Origin of the sequence: Pseudoalteromonas phenolica, from assembly GCF_044788725.1 — a bacterium.
Taxonomy (GTDB): domain Bacteria; phylum Pseudomonadota; class Gammaproteobacteria; order Enterobacterales; family Alteromonadaceae; genus Pseudoalteromonas; species Pseudoalteromonas phenolica_C.
Map to the genome: position 1 here is coordinate 3,774,280 of NZ_CP173161.1, position 15,128 is coordinate 3,789,407.

Below are 15,128 nucleotides of genomic sequence, written 5' to 3' on the forward strand. Positions count from 1 at the left end.
AGTTAATAAAAAATAGGATTAAATCGGTTGCTCCGAGATCACGGTCATTTTTTGCGTTTTCAAATTGAGTAAAAATTTAGCGATATATCCTTGCTTGATTTGCTCAAACAGAATGAATTCAACATCATTTTTTAAGTGATAGGTAAATTGCCCAGTCTGCAGGGTGACGGTATCTGCTTGATAGCTCAGGCTATAAGTCAGCCCTTGTCGATCATCCGCGATCACGCCGGGTAAAAATCTATCTATACCCGCTCCCAATGAAATATGCATTTGCGCAGAAGTAGTCTGCTTTTGAGATACCGATAAGCTATGCTTTAGCGTATTAGGCAGTGCATTGCCCACTAACGATTGCACATTGATACTGGCTTTAATGTCTGCAAACGCAACATTCTGAAGTTCAATGCTATTTTGCCCTGCACCACCATCGATTAGGTTTACGGATGAAGAAAGATAAAAGGTGTCATTTCCTTCACCACCATATGCACTTGCCGTACTCGAAGAAATAAAAAAGGTGTCATTCCCTTGTTCACCAAATAAATTGTCACTACCTGCGGTGCTATACAGCGTGTCATCACCGAGGCCACCGTAAAGGCTTTCATTGCCAGCGCTGTCACTCAAACTATCATTGCCAGCAAAACCTTCGACTTTTTCAATGCCATTTGCTGGCACTAACTGATTATCTAGCGCATTACCTTGCAGTATCTCAACACTCTGAATATCGGTGTGCAACTGCGTAAAGTGCTGTTCACCTTCGGCTAAGCGAATAACATCTTGCCCCGGCCCGCCAATAATACTGTGACGGCCATAACCTGCATTGGTGAGTAAAAACAAGTCATCTCCCTCACCCCCTTCAAATTGGTCAGTACCTGCAGAGTCATAAAACGTGTCATTGCCCCAGCCGCCATCAATAATGTCGTTACCCGCTTCTCCATACAGGTGATCGTCACCGTCATAGCCGAATAACATGTCATTGCCATTGCCGCCATATAAGTGATCATGCCCCGTTTGCCCAAACAACCAATCATCATGATCGCCGGCTTGCAGAACATCGTTACCATCACCACCATCTAAAGTATCGGCACCTGAACCACCAAATAGCTGATCGTCGCCATCCTCTCCATAGAGTTCGTCATCGCCCAATTCGCCGTGCAAAGTATCGCTACCTCTACCACCATTTAAGGTATCGCTGTCATCCCCCCCTTTGAGCAGATCATCGCCATCGTCTCCAAATAATGTGTCGCGCCCTGCCTGACCCAGTAGTTCATCGTTACCCGCGCCGCCCATTAGGGTGTCATTGCCGACCCCGCCATCTAAATAATCATTGCCAATATGGCTGGTGCCGTCTCCGATCAAGGTATCGTTGCCACTTTCGCCATATAACTTGTCGCTGGCATCTCCACCTTCTAACCTGTCATCTTCTGAGCCGCCCCGTAATTCATCGACACCTTCATCGCCAAAAAGCTGATCTCGCCCTTGCCCACCAGACAAAAAATCATTGCCACTTTGCCCGTATAATTTATCGTCGCCCTCTTCTCCAAAGAGCCTGTCGACACCTTGCCCACCGCGCAAGTCATCTTTATCTTGCCCGCCTTGCAGCACATCGTCGCCGCTGCCGCCAATCAGGTAATCGTCGCCACTACCACCATGTAAAGTGTCGTTGCCTTCATCGCCAAACAAGGAATCAAGCCCTTGGCCACCATACAAGGTGTCATGACCGGCTAAACCCGATATATCATCATTGCCATTAGTGCCTTGAATAACATCATCACCATCGGTACCCGTGAGGGTGTTCAACACCGTTTTGTATACCAAGCTGTGTGGCAAATTCGTTGGCATATTTAAATGCCGAGTGGTCTGCGAAGCCTGCTCTAGCGAAATACCTAAACTCAATAAGGTTGTGATCAACATAAGCTCACTGCGCTCCTTGCGCGACATCACGCACTAAAAATACCGAGGCTGCGCTGGTTTTTATTGCCCAAGGCACAATTTGACCATCACTCATCGTGACTGTTTTTAAACTTGCGCCAGACAGTCCAGCATCGAGTGTGGCCGTCCAAATTCGGCGCTGATATTTACCAGCTTGCAAAGGCGCTTGGTAAGTAAAGTCATTGCATCCGCCGAATAGCGTTAACGCCTCTTTTAAGTTAGGTAATCGCCAATCAGCATGACCACCGAGTTGCGCATCTTCTGCAAACTGCAGAGCTTGCAACCCGGTCATTCTAGAGCGCACTTCTGTTTCACCCATACATCGACCCGATGATGGACTGATGGCACAAGCACTCCACATTAGTCCATGTTTATAATCGATAATGGTTTGCTCAGCCGCCGAGCTGAACCTGGCTACATCCGATAGGTCATCACATTGCGCAAACGTTTCAGTTGCGTTGCCAAACAGCGCAACCATCGCTGTAAATAAGACTAATTTTTTCATGATTACTCTCCGGCCATCAGTAAGAAGTGATAAGCATTTTGACTGCTCATCCAAGACGAGGTTAACGTACTTGGGTGCCAATTTATGATGTAGTTTTGGTCTGCTTTTTTCGTTGCACTCAGCAGTTGCAAACGAGAGAAAACCTGTCCAAGTCCAGCTTCGGTAGCCGTCAACCAATGCAAGGTATGCTCTGATTTGTGCGTGCTTAACACCGAGAGCAGTTGCTCGGCATTTGGCAGCCGCCAGGTTTGCATGCCACAGCGCTGCTTTTCATTTAACGCGGTTATATTGCTATTGATTTGATTGATATTTTGCTTACTTTGTAAGTCGCCGTTTGCAGCGGTTTTTAATAACCATACAAAACCGGTGTGATTATCTCTTAGACACACAGCTTGAGTTGAAAATGCCGCAACCACATCGCCTTGTTCACTCAAGAAATTAAAATCAAATCCCTGCGGACCCGCGCCTTGCTTGAGTAAAACACTTGCTGCATCACGCCCAACTAATGCATCTAACCCTGCCAAGCTATCTGCGATGTGTTGGGTCCAATTGCCTTGCTTATCAACATAAAGCACATCCCCTGTGTCGTTTAGTCGTTGGGAGGAAAGCACGGTCAAATTGGTATTTGCAGAAACAGTCACATCTTCAGAAAGGGTTAAATGCACCGCGAAGCCCAACTCCGAGCCACCTGATTTAGCCATAAAATCGGTTGTCATTTCTGCTGGAGTGGTGAGCTGTACTTGCTCACCAAAGCGTTGTTGCCAAGTAATTTTCTTTACGTCATTCATTGGGATATCAATGGCCGCTTTTAGCGTCCCTGGGCTATGTGCGTATAAGCGACGTAGATGACTAAAACTCACAGTCGGTAAACGACGTACTGGCAAAGTTATTTGCTCAAAGGTTTCGTTGCCCCATTCATCTGTCGCCATTAATTTAAACTTGGCTTGTTCGTCGCTGGTTATTGCTTTTGCCGTGATCACATAGCCAGACCCTTGCTTGGTTAATGCGACTAAATCGGTCGATAAATTCTTTACATCGAGTGTGACAGCATCTTGTTCAGGATCGGCGCTTGTCACCGAAAGCGCCATTGACTCGCCCGCCCACAGCTGAGTTTTTGTGGTATTAAAAGAGAGAGTGGGCGCTTTATTTGGCAGCACCGAAATATCAAATTCTTTGTTCAACGAAACCGTTTTTTCAGTCGAACGAACCGTTGCATTTACCGCGAGAGTGACTTTAGAAACCGTATCTATGCCATCAACTTGCACCTGAGTTTGAGCTTGCTCAGAAGTGCTTAGCTGCACAGTTTCAGCATTGCCTTTAGCAATCACTCGCCACTTAAATGTAACCTCGTCTTCTGGCAAAGTATGCTCAACGAACGCTGATAATGTGCCTGCTTTAAATTCTTGATAGGTATTTTGCGTATTAATAACCAAGTTTGGTGGAGGGGCTTGTCCTTCTAAATTAAAAGACTGAGTAACCTGATATTGCCACCCCGATAAGTTTATGGTCGCAAGTACATGAATTGTTTCGCCTTGAAATGCCGCCGAGTCTAAGCTCAACTCGAGTTGATTATCGGCCACACTTTGTAACTGCACACCTTGATCACTGCCATTGTCATCAACCGCTTGCCAACTAATATTGGTATTTGGCGCTACGCCTTGCAGAACAAGAACATTTGGCTGATCTAGCAATAACGAACTTGGTCCAACAATATCGATTGAGCTGGGCAGTTTTGGTTTGTTTGCTCGTACCTCTATGACATTTTGTTGGGTTTCATAACTCCACCCCTGCAAGCCATAGGTATACACACTAATTTGACTGTCATTGGCATATTTCGGCAGTTTTAGTGCAGCAAACTGCTGTTTATCACCATAACTTTGCAACTGTACGTTAAAGCTTGATGACTGCCATGCAAACTCATCGTATTGAGCAATTGGGCCTGCACTCATCACAACTTGCTCACCCGGAGAAATGTATTGAGGCAATTGCACTTCAAATGCCTGCACTGAAATTGAGGCTGCACAAACCAGTGCCGCCGAAATAGAACGCAACATATGTCTATATCCTTATTGAAAAGGCCAACCTAAGTTGGCCTAGCGATGGTGCTTATTGAGCAGAGAAAGTTAAGTACTTTTCTTTTGGAAGATAAGTGACTTTTGTCGACTCTTCTGTGTAGTAACGGCTCTTGTCACTGTAAAAACGTGAGTAGTTTTTACGGTTATCTAGCGTGCCAACTACCCAGCCGATTGCACAGCCGTAAGGACCAAAGCTACAACCAATTTGTTGTGCGCCTTTAGACCATGCTTGATGCTCAGCATCATTCAGTGGTGCAGCAGAAATACGTGGATAAACACTATCTAGTACACCGAAGGCGATACGACGCATGATTGACTCACGCACAGTTTCTTCCATTTCTTCAGTCCAGTAGCGAGATAGAGGTGGATCGATGAACTCAATCTTCAGATCTTGCGTATTTTTAGCCCACTCGTAGAAGCTCGACTTGCGTTTTTTCCAGAATAGGAAACCGCTCGACTTGTTCGAAGAGAACTGGCTTAAAATGTTGTGAGCCTTGTATTGCGCTTTGTAGCCAAATGGTACTTCAATTAGCCATTGTAAACGCAAACCAGTTTGCACATATGAATCAAATGAAGCCGCTAGTTGTGTATCTGACACACCTTGCTTCTTCAACGGACAAGCACCAAACAGGTTCATAGCTAGGTTTGAACTTGCAGAGCCAAAGCTACCGTATACCAGTGCATCAACATCATTCGGATCGATGTTGTTCATGTATGCACCTGGCTCAGTTGACTTGTCTTCACCATCCATAGACTCGTACAAGTTTGAGAAGCCCTTAGGACGGAAACTGATCAGCTTCTGCGCTGTGTTCATAGTATGAATAGGCGTTAAATCTTTTAACGAGCCCATGTTTGGATCAGCCGTATTAATGAAATCTGGGTTCATATTTGTGAAGAACTCAGCACCCACTAATGGCATTTGCTTCCAAGACGTGATCTGAGGAATATGCGCGTTCTGTGCACGAATACCATCAACATAGCTGTCGTAGTCTAAGGTATACAACATCTTCGCATTTGCACCGTAAATGCTCGCTAAATCAATGTAGTTATAAGTTGCACGACTTTCGATAGACATCGCATAGTCATCGTACTTAATCACTCGCTCTTCTAGCGCAACAATTTGCTCATCTAAACGAACGATATCTGCTTTTAGCTCATCGATTTTTGCTAGTGCAATACGGTTATCACTGCGGTAACGGTTGTACTCAGTACGAGCATCAGAGTATGCCTGAACTGTGTCACGAAGGTTTTGCTGACACTCTTCACGTGTTAGCAGACCGTCTTGCAGACAGAATTTATAGTCGTCATAACGACCGTTGTAAGCAAGTAACGCCATCTCGTAGCTGTTTTTAAGCTCTTCGAATACCCAGTAATCGATATTGCCTTTCAGCTCAAGTAGATCTGCGTTAGCTTGAATTTTCGCATCAATCAGCGGGTCAACTTCAAGCAAAATAGCCTCAGACTTGTCACGCCACGTTTTTGAACGTGTTTGCGACTCATCGTAAGTTGCTTTTGCATTGTCTAAGTTGCCACAAAACTCAGTACCTTGAGTTTCATGATAACCCGATAGCGTTACCTTACCTGTGTTAGGCGGCGCTACATACGCTGTTTTACAGTTTTGGCTGAATAAAATATCAGCTCCACCTGATTGAATTGGGCTGCTAAACTGGCAGTCATCACGTAAGCTAGGCATAGCCATTGCGGTGACAGGCACAGAAAGAACCGCCAATGTTAAAAGCGTCTTTTTCACTGTTTTCATCCTTATATAAGTTTTATTGTTGAGTGTTTTCCACTCGGTTTACGACTTGTAGAACATCTTGTTCTACGTTTACTGCTTCAACCATTGGTTCAACAGACTCCGAAGAGTTTGCTGGACGACTTTTTCGCTCTGCGAGCGTTTGTTTCACCGTCTCTTTTACAAAAGCCATGTCTTGTGCAAACGCATCAGAACCATAGCGCTGCTCAAACTCTTGTTGAGCTTCTTGCGAGGCGATTTCTATCAAACGCTCAGTGATAAGATTTAGATGAGAAAAGGTTTTTTGAAGTGCTTCGATATCTTCATTTGTTAATTTATTGTTATTAACCAGATCGACTGCTTCAGAACTTTCTAAACGCTCTTTTAAAAACCGGTATTCGGCTTCTAACTCGCGTTTATCATGGAGTTCTTCAAGCGGTCTAATTTGCCACGAAAAAATACTTACAGGCTCGTTCTGTTGCACTTTCGCAACCTCAAGATCGGCTGTTAGGTCAGATTTCATCAACAATGAAGAATTTTCAAGAGTATCAGTAACGACAACATCTTGAACGACTTCTGTAGACTGTACATTGAGTTCAGGCTGTGCTTTTTCAGGCAAAAGCATAGCTAGCGCAACGGCTCCCAAAAGCGCCGCTGACGTTCCTAAAATAACTTTCATAATCACCATTCCTTGAAATAAAAGCGAACAATCTCACTCAAACTGAGTAGTTGTTCTATTAATATTATTATCGGTTTTAATATTTGTTCGCAATACCGGGAAAGAGCAAAAATTAACATTTCATTAAATTTTAATATTTGTATCCAGCGGACCGGTTTTGGTGTTTTATTGAAAACTTTGATATAAGATCCAAACGTTAATTCAGTTATGAAAATTACATCTCTAAGGAAAAAGGAGAAATTATGCGCATGCTTTCTAGCACAACAATAGGGCTGATTTTATTACTCAATACTCAACCAACCTTGAGCAATGAAATCACCGCTTATCAATGGGATTTTGGCGATGGCACAACCAGCTCAGAAGCCAAACCCAACCACGAATACAAGCAACCCGGTTTTTACCAAGTCACCCTTAAAGCGTTTGTTAACGACAAGCTCAGTTACAGTAAGCAACATCTAGTTGACGCCGTAACACCTGTGATTGAATCTTTCGCGATCTCAGGAGAAAAAACCGCGAAAGTCGGCGAAAAACTCAGTTTTAAACCCGCCCTTGAAACCTCTAAGCCTGTTCAGCTCAACTATGTTTGGACAGCCCATGACGGCGCTGAACATCAGGGTAGCCATTATGAATTTGAAGCCACAAAAGCAGGCACGTTTAACTTAAGTTTGAGTGGTTTTTTTGAGGGCCACAAAGTCACTACAGAAGAAATTTCTTATACCATTAGCGCCGAAGATTCCACCACAACACCCACTACACCGACCGACAAGACACAGCAATCAGATGGCGGTGGCGGCTCATTGTTTTGGCTAATACCAACACTATTTTTCACTGCTTGTAGAAAAAGAAAATAAAGCTGAACATTCTAAATTTTGAAATAATGAAAAGGGCTTTTTAGCCCTTTTTTAGTGCCAAAAGACCAAATAAAAAATTTTATTTTTTTTGAATGTGACGATTTTTTTACTATCAATCTCGCTTTTCAGGCTGCAAAATCACCTTTCAAAATACCCATAAAGGGTAAAAATGAATTTATTTTTGCTGTCATGCTCCCCTGCAAAACATCACATTTTAGTTATTTTTCGCTTTTAAAAGCCTATTTCAATAAGCCCTCTCTCACTTCAAATCCACTATTTTATAGCGCTCATAACATGCGCTGAAACAGTGCAAGTTACCTGATTTGCTCACAAAAGTAGTGCATCAGCTCTAAACCACAAAAAACAAAACCAAATAAATCAAGAGCTTAAAACTCTGGCACAAGTCTTTCTATATCTAGTTTGCAACGCAGTTATTACAGGGGTTTTCACATGCACAACTTGATTCAAACCATGCAGTTAATTTGGCACTTAGATTGGTATGCAAATATCAGCGTTTGGCCTATTCATGAAGAGAAACAAGCCACTAGAAACACCAAGGAGAAAGCGAAATGAGCAAACAAATAGACTTACACGAAGCCATGTTAAGCGTGATGATAGGTGAAACCAGCCTGTCGCAAGCCGCCAACAAGTATCAAGTTTCGAAACGCAGTCTTTACAGCGCGCTTCGCTTTGCCAAACAAGCCCCTGAACAGCGACAGCAACACCTGCAAAGGGTGAAAGAGCAACTCATGGCGAATATCGCCAGCATTGACTCTCGGCTCGCCCAGCAAACCGTCTAACCCTAACTCCTCCAAACGTTAGGTAAAATAGCGAGTCGACGATTACTCGCTATTTTTTTATTTGTTAAACAGCCTGTTTTGTAGCTCATTATTACTCGGGCAGCGCAATTGCAGCATGTCAATAAAGTCTTGCTGAGAAAAAACGCGGCCATGATGAGATGAAACATAGGTTTGAACATTAAAGTTAGCTTGCTGAATGGCTTGATTAAGCTTGCTTGTTCTAGCGTACACATCGCGCATCGGCCAGCTATTTGGTGAGTCAAAGCCTTTCGCAAAACTGCTGCCAAACATATCTTCAGCAAACAGTATCTGATGCCCGGGTAAGTACACCACTAAATTGTGTGCAGCATGACTGCTTGGTACATCAAGCAGTCGGATCTTGCCATCACCTAGTTTACTTGCATGGGATATGAGTTTTAATTGTGTATCTGCCAGCGGCTCTGAAATGCTCGCTCTTACTGCAGGTTCGTGCTCGGGTAACACATACAATGCTGCACCTTGCTTTACGACTCCGTTTAAACCCATTAGATGATCGTCATGATGGTGGGTCACAACAAAGCCCTTTACTGGCTTGTTGCTGCCCGTTGTTTGCTGCAGTAACGCTAAACGCTGCTGCCAACCAAAGGTATCATCAGGCATTTGCCATGCACCCACCGAAATATAATGGTCGCCGTTATCAATAAATAAACTAAACCCCCAGCCTTGCCCTACTAAATACACGCCTTTTTCTAACTCATTCACTGTCGGCGTCGGAAAGTCTAAATAAGCCTCTTGCTGAAACTCCTTATATTCTGCCGTGACGCCAGTAAATACTGATTGGTCAAAATGACTTTTTAGCTGTCGATTAACGATATGTGAGATAGGTTTACTATCGCGACTGACTAAGACTTCACTCGCCCAACTGATCCCCTTGGCTTTTTTGTACGCTAAAAAATCATAGTGAATGCTGTGCTCGCCCCGCGTTTTTATCAGCCGAGTTAGTAGCCCTGTTTGTGTATTGATATAAAGCACATTGTTAGTACCGTTTTGAGTTAGTTCGATAACTTCGTGTTTTACACCTTGTATATACACACTATTTTTTAATGATAATTGCGACTTGTTATTTGTAAGCTGCTTTATCACCAAGGTATCTATGCTGCTGGCTAAGCCAAAATCCACGTTATGCCATTTTAAGCCGTCAACCTCTCGGTAGCGGGCCTGACAATGGTCGACCAAGTAGCCCTTGTTATCGTGAAAACGGCGCTCTAGTACCACCATATTTTCACTGCCATGATTGCCTATCAGCCGAGTCTCCGCACGCTTAAATACCTTAGCTTGCAGCTTAAAATCTATCGACAATTGCTGCGTAAACTGGCTCAGTTGAATTCCATGTGAGCCTTCACTGGCGATTCCTGTCTGTGCTTGCTCGTATTGATATAGCTCATCATAAAACTGTACTTTTTGCAGCGACGATAGCTGCTCGGCGCCATAAGCCGTTGCTGCTTTATTTATTATCTCATCGACACTCGTGTGCGCCGTGACTTTTGCGCTACTCATTAGCAGTAACGCCGTTAATATTGGGTACTTTATATATTTTTGTATCGCATTTTTTTGTTGTTGTGCTGCCATGGTGAAATCCTTAAATCACTCACTCTGAAGACTTTTTAAAATGCTTGAGTGAGTGCACAAAACAACAATGGTGCTGTGATGAAAAGCTGATGAATTACTGTTGTCTATATTTATCAGTGAGTTACAAGTTAAGCCTGGTTATCGACATCAACTTACGATGACCGTATACTTTTGCAATCAAGCCCATGTAATTGATCTCCATGACCGACCAAGTTCGCTTTTTTATTGCTGAGCACCAGATTGATCTCGCTCGTTCTGTTGTTATTTTTGCGCAACAAGAAACCAAGGTCGAACCCAAGATCTTACAAGTGCTTTATTTACTTGCACAAAAGCAAGGCGAGGTTGTTAGCCATCAAGAGATCATGACCACAGTCTGGCAAGGTACAGAAGTGGTGCCTAATGCATTACAGCGCTGCATTGCGAGATTACGTAAGGTGCTTGGTGACGATGCAAAGTCGCCTCACATCATTGCCACCCACCCTAAGATCGGCTACCGACTGATGCTGCCCGTGCGCTGGTCAGAAAATTCGCAGCTGACTAACAAAGAAAAAGTTAACCATACTTATCAGGCATTTAAGGAAGAACCTAAACGAATAACAAGTAATCGCATTAAAATCTTAGCGTTAGTGATGAGCATTTTTCTCACTTGCTTGGTGTGGTATTTAAATCACGACACCCATATTCGCTATCAACATATTGAAACGCTCACTCACAGCGAAGCACATGAAAGCTTTGCCAGCTTCAATCCAAATGCCAGCTATATCGTTTTTAACCGCTCAACACATGCTTGTCAGAGTCATATTTGGGCCAAAAATGTAGCCAATGGCCAAGAAACACAATTGACCTCGCGAGCGGGGTTTTATCGAGATACCCGATTTACTCCCGATGGTCGCTCATTGGTATTTGTAGAGCATAACCAATGTGACGAACAAGCCAAGCATGATAGCGAGGCACTCATCGAGCAGTGCTGGCGTATTGCTACCCTAGATTTTGCTCAGGCACTAAACCAACCTCAACAACCAACGCCACGCTTTGATTGCGGCAAAGCACAACTGCGCCAACCTATTGCACTCGAGAATCATCAATATGCGTTTTTACGCTATCAAGGTGATCGCTTTCAACTGCAACTCTACGATGACTTAAGCAAGAAGTTCAGCGCCCTTTATAAATCAGAGCAAGATGAGATTTACCACCTCAGTTATCATCAAGAGAGTAAAAAATTTGCCCTGTTTAGCAATAGTCAAAGCGCAGGCTCTCGTTTGATTGTGTTAAACCAACAAGGTGAGATACTCGCAAATACAGCTCTTTTATTACCAGATTTTCTTGCGCAAAATCAGCGCTTCGACGCACAGTTTTCAGCAAATGGCGCGCATTTATTGGTAACCAGTTATGGCGCACTTTATCGCATAACTTTTGACGGCAAGGTGTCGCAAATCAGCACACCTCAAACCAACCTATCGGCCATTACAGTGCACCCTAATAACTCTTCGTTACTGGCCATCACGGGCCGAAAAGACATAGATATAGCTGAAATCAATGTATCAGGTAAAACTCCAGCACCGACCCCTAACGGATTAAACCGACAACAACTTCCTTATCCGAGTTTAGCCCGTGCCACCAGCCAAGACCGTCACGCTAAATACCAACCTAATGGTGAGCTAATCGCATTTATATCTAACCGCAGCGGACAAGATCAGATTTGGCTTTGGCAAGGCGAACAAACAACTCAGCTCAGCCACTTGATACAGCAACACCCTATTTCACAATTTAGCTGGTCCCCAGACGGTAAACAGCTAGCAGTGGTGAGCCGAAATAAAGCGAATATCATAAACTTGGCGGGTAAAAACCAACAAATAGACACTAGGCTCCCTCTCAATCAGGTATTAGCTTGGGCCGATGACACACAGCTTTTTGTTACTGCAAACACACCCAACTCCGATACTTTATTTAAACTTAATATCACAACAGCAGAACTCACACCTTACCCGCTGTCGGGTATCAAACAGCTTTGGATCTTTGAACAAATACTGTTTTACAGCGATGAAAACGGTCGTGTTTTTAAACTCTTATTAGACGATGTTCAACCAAAGAGCAGGTTATTGTCTGAGCTCAATGGTAAAAGTATGCAGCTGCATGACGGTGAGATAGTCAGCTATAGTTTTGACAGTAAAACCTTGAATAGATACGACCTTGATGGTCAATTTATTGAGCAACTCACGCCTTTAAAAGCATTTGCTTGGAAGATAACAGATATTCGAGACAACAAATTATTGCTTGAGCAAGTTATCTCCCTAGACCAAAATATTGCATTATTAAAGTCTGAATGACTAATACCTTAATAACTAATATCTTAATAATTACTGCCAGCCCATTTTCCACACTTTGGGATTTTTCAGATCGCGCCAGTTAATCTCTATTTCGCGCTTGGTCATCACCGCTTCGATGATGCATTCATTCACGCGACCCTCTTCATCAAACTCAACACAGGTCACCATAAAGTGCTTTTCTTTTGATTGCGGGTGAACGGCGGTCCATTTGCTGTTTAACAGTTTGCGTGGGGTTAGCATATGTTGCATAAGTTTACGGTGTGCTTTTCTAGAATATGAGAGTGTTTACGCTTTAAATCGCCAAATTGATCAGCCTGCGACGAAAAGGCTTAATACCAATCCTCTTAATTAAGTGATCTATTTTGAGGCAAGTAAAATTTGTCGGTAGCGAGGCGGAAATTTTGCTATTTAGTTGTTCTAAATAAGAAATTTCCAACGAAGCTACCGTCAGTTTTAATCCCTCAAAATGATTAAGTATTATTGAGGATTGGTATAATATCCCGCCATCAGTTGGCGCTCCGACGCTTCAAACTGCTGCTGTAATTTGGCCCTTGCCTGCTCAACTTTAGGATCCTTTAATGCTTTTCGAAGCGCCGCCTCGATGTGTTCATCTGAGTCAAGGGTGAGTGCAAACGATAAACCTTGGCTAGCGAACCCTGAATCATCAAACTTCGCCAAACGCTGTAACTCATTCATGTTATGACCAAGCGATTTCAACTTACCCGAAACGGCGAAAACCGTGCCTACAAATCTATCCACTCGACCTCTTAATAGTGCATGCAGCGCTTGTGCAGAATTGAGAGATTTAAGCACATTTTCTTCACCAAAATGATGCTTAATACTCATCATTTTATGGGCATTACGTTCAACAGCAACTTGCAATGGCTGGTTTTCAGGATCATCTCGCCCTTTCACTTTCCAAATATATTGCTGACCAGTATAAACTTGCGTCAACCAAGTAAAATGCGGTTCTCGTTGTGGGGTTTTAGAAATAGACAGAATAAGCGTATTGGGCTGATAGGCATCTACTTCCATGATCCGCGCCCACGGCTTTCCATTAAACTCAGCCTCAAACTCCGAGCTTGATTTTGCTGATGCAACTAATAGCTCAGCAAAATCAATGATTGGCCCATGGCCTTTATTTTCAGCATCAATAGTTTGAAAAGGTGGGTTATGCTCAAACACCACCGACAAGCGTGGGCTTTCAGCCATTGCAATACAGGCAAATAAACAACAATAAATAAGAAAACAGTGTTTCATAATTTACCTATAAATACTGGCCATCATTTAATTATAACCACCAAATACTATTTTGCTCCGCTATCGTAAACATGGCGGTTATAAATTCACAGCAGCCTTAAGCCGTGTCTGTGTATTCATCAGCATGTCGTAATAAGGATATGATTTATCAGCAAGCTTTACGGCCTTTTCTAAAAATTCTAACGCCTTTTTGTTATCTTCTTTTTGTTCATAGCCATAAGACAACCCCCACCACGCATTGACAGAGTCGGGATGCAGCTTGGTATTGTGCGCGAAGACCTGAATGGCCTTATCGTGATTGCGCATGCCGATTAGCTGATAGCCTAACTGCCTAACTGCATTCTCTGGTGGTGCGACTTTTTCGCCCCATTGCTCAGAGAGCTTTTTGTAATATGCATCAATAGAGGTCATGTCGTATGTTAGCTTTTTCAACGGCATTTGCTTAGCCATAAACAAATTATGGTAGGCATTAAAGGCGCCTGCCGCAGACGTTAGGTTATGAGAGACTGAATCAAATCTATCTTCAACAAGTTTAAGTTTTGCAGGCTTATCCATTCTAAGGCTCAGAAGTAGCTCATTATAACGCTGACGCATTACACCTGCTTCCTCACCAATATTCATATAAAGATAGCTATCTAAAGTTTTGTTTTTCTTTAAAAACTCTTTTGTGCGAGTGACTGCAGCGCCATAATTCCACCACACAGCTGGGCTGTAAGCTAAATGCGCTTGGAACAGGGTCGGTTTTTCGGTCATTGCATAAAGTGCAAATACCCCTGCTGCCGATGCACCACCAATAATTTTATAATCATGGGTGCGATACTTTTCGTCGATTAGCGGGATAAGCTCCTTTTCAAAAAAGTCTAAAAACTTTTTACCTCCGCCCCCTAGCCCTACAGGACCTTGTGGCTCTTCATTCACGGTCGGATATAAGTCTCTCAATCGCTCGGTATTTTCAATTGCCACTATGATGGCTTCTGGTGCGGCATTGTCGTTTTGCAAACGTTCAATCACAGAGGTGATCAAAGGCAGATTACCTGCACCATCTAAACGATAAATAACCGGATACACTTTATCAGGTTGAGCTTTATAACTTTTTGGTAGCTGCACAATGACTGTGCGCTCTTCATTTAAAATGTTCGATTTAAACACATGGGTAAATTGGGTGTATTCAGCACGTTCTTCGGTTGCTGATGTTTGAGAAAGCGCCAGCGGAGAAACAACCATTGCAGACAGAGCTAAGCTAAGAGAAAGTGCCAAAGGTTTAAGTAAATGCACGACTAATCCTTTAAAAATAAGTAGGTTACAAATCCAACTTAACAGGAATATCGGGTTTAATAAAGGAACAATTTATGCTCAAAAATA

The 15,128-nt window shown here is 43.2% G+C and carries 13 protein-coding genes; 4 read left to right on the top strand and 9 right to left on the bottom strand.

Annotated features, from left to right (window positions below; genetic code table 11):
- Positions 1-18: 18 nt before the first annotated feature.
- From ACH784_RS17090 to ACH784_RS17110, 5 genes are read right to left on the bottom strand one after another with little or no spacing between them, the layout of a single operon-like run.
- The gene (locus ACH784_RS17090) at positions 19-1,908 is read right to left on the bottom strand and encodes a calcium-binding protein (protein ID WP_404392230.1); all 1,890 of its coding nucleotides are present in this window, start codon (positions 1,906-1,908) and stop codon (positions 19-21) included.
- Between the two features lie 4 nt (positions 1,909-1,912).
- Positions 1,913-2,431: a DUF1566 domain-containing protein gene (locus tag ACH784_RS17095; protein ID WP_404392232.1), complete on the bottom strand. Its 519-nt coding sequence runs from the start codon at positions 2,429-2,431 to the stop codon at positions 1,913-1,915.
- A gap of 2 nt (positions 2,432-2,433) precedes the next feature.
- Positions 2,434-4,485, bottom strand: a complete 2,052-nt coding sequence (locus tag ACH784_RS17100) for a hypothetical protein (RefSeq protein ID WP_404392234.1) — start codon at positions 4,483-4,485, stop codon at positions 2,434-2,436.
- Between the two features lie 52 nt (positions 4,486-4,537).
- On the bottom strand, positions 4,538-6,256 hold the full coding sequence (locus ACH784_RS17105) for a hypothetical protein (protein WP_404392236.1): 1,719 nt from the start codon (positions 6,254-6,256) through the stop codon (positions 4,538-4,540).
- 22 nt (positions 6,257-6,278) lie between these two features.
- On the bottom strand, positions 6,279-6,920 hold the full coding sequence (locus ACH784_RS17110; protein ID WP_404392238.1) for a hypothetical protein: 642 nt from the start codon (positions 6,918-6,920) through the stop codon (positions 6,279-6,281).
- Positions 6,921-7,162: 242 nt separating this feature from the next.
- Between ACH784_RS17110 and ACH784_RS17115 the strand changes: the two genes are divergently transcribed.
- From ACH784_RS17115 to ACH784_RS17125, 3 genes are all read left to right on the top strand, one after another.
- Entirely contained in the window at positions 7,163-7,771 is a 609-nt protein-coding gene (locus ACH784_RS17115; RefSeq protein ID WP_404392240.1) for a PKD domain-containing protein, read from the top strand.
- A 450-nt stretch (positions 7,772-8,221) separates the two neighbouring features.
- Positions 8,222-8,344: a hypothetical protein gene (locus ACH784_RS17120; protein WP_404392242.1), complete on the top strand. Its 123-nt coding sequence runs from the start codon at positions 8,222-8,224 to the stop codon at positions 8,342-8,344.
- Positions 8,341-8,571 carry a helix-turn-helix domain-containing protein gene (locus ACH784_RS17125; protein ID WP_404392244.1) on the top strand — a complete coding sequence of 77 codons (231 nt, stop codon included), beginning with the start codon at positions 8,341-8,343 and terminating at the stop codon, positions 8,569-8,571. Before ACH784_RS17120 ends, ACH784_RS17125 begins: the two co-directional genes overlap by 4 nt.
- A 57-nt stretch (positions 8,572-8,628) precedes the next feature.
- Here ACH784_RS17125 and ACH784_RS17130 read toward each other — a convergent pair whose 3' ends face one another.
- The gene (locus ACH784_RS17130; protein WP_404392246.1) at positions 8,629-10,179 is read right to left on the bottom strand and encodes an MBL fold metallo-hydrolase; all 1,551 of its coding nucleotides are present in this window, start codon (positions 10,177-10,179) and stop codon (positions 8,629-8,631) included.
- A gap of 200 nt (positions 10,180-10,379) precedes the next feature.
- On the opposite strand from ACH784_RS17130, the gene ACH784_RS17135 reads away from it, so the two are divergent.
- A complete protein-coding gene (locus tag ACH784_RS17135) occupies positions 10,380-12,506 on the top strand; it encodes a winged helix-turn-helix domain-containing protein (protein ID WP_404392248.1) in 2,127 nt (708 codons plus the stop codon).
- 30 nt (positions 12,507-12,536) lie between these two features.
- On the opposite strand, the gene ACH784_RS17140 is transcribed toward ACH784_RS17135, so the two are convergent.
- From ACH784_RS17140 to ACH784_RS17150, 3 genes are all read right to left on the bottom strand, one after another.
- Entirely contained in the window at positions 12,537-12,755 is a 219-nt protein-coding gene (locus ACH784_RS17140; RefSeq protein WP_404392250.1) for a TIGR02450 family Trp-rich protein, read from the bottom strand.
- Between the two features lie 228 nt (positions 12,756-12,983).
- On the bottom strand, positions 12,984-13,766 hold the full coding sequence (locus ACH784_RS17145) for a substrate-binding periplasmic protein (protein WP_404392252.1): 783 nt from the start codon (positions 13,764-13,766) through the stop codon (positions 12,984-12,986).
- Between the two features lie 78 nt (positions 13,767-13,844).
- Positions 13,845-14,990: an alpha/beta hydrolase-fold protein gene (locus ACH784_RS17150; protein WP_404395304.1), complete on the bottom strand. Its 1,146-nt coding sequence runs from the start codon at positions 14,988-14,990 to the stop codon at positions 13,845-13,847.
- Positions 14,991-15,128 lie beyond the last annotated feature (138 nt).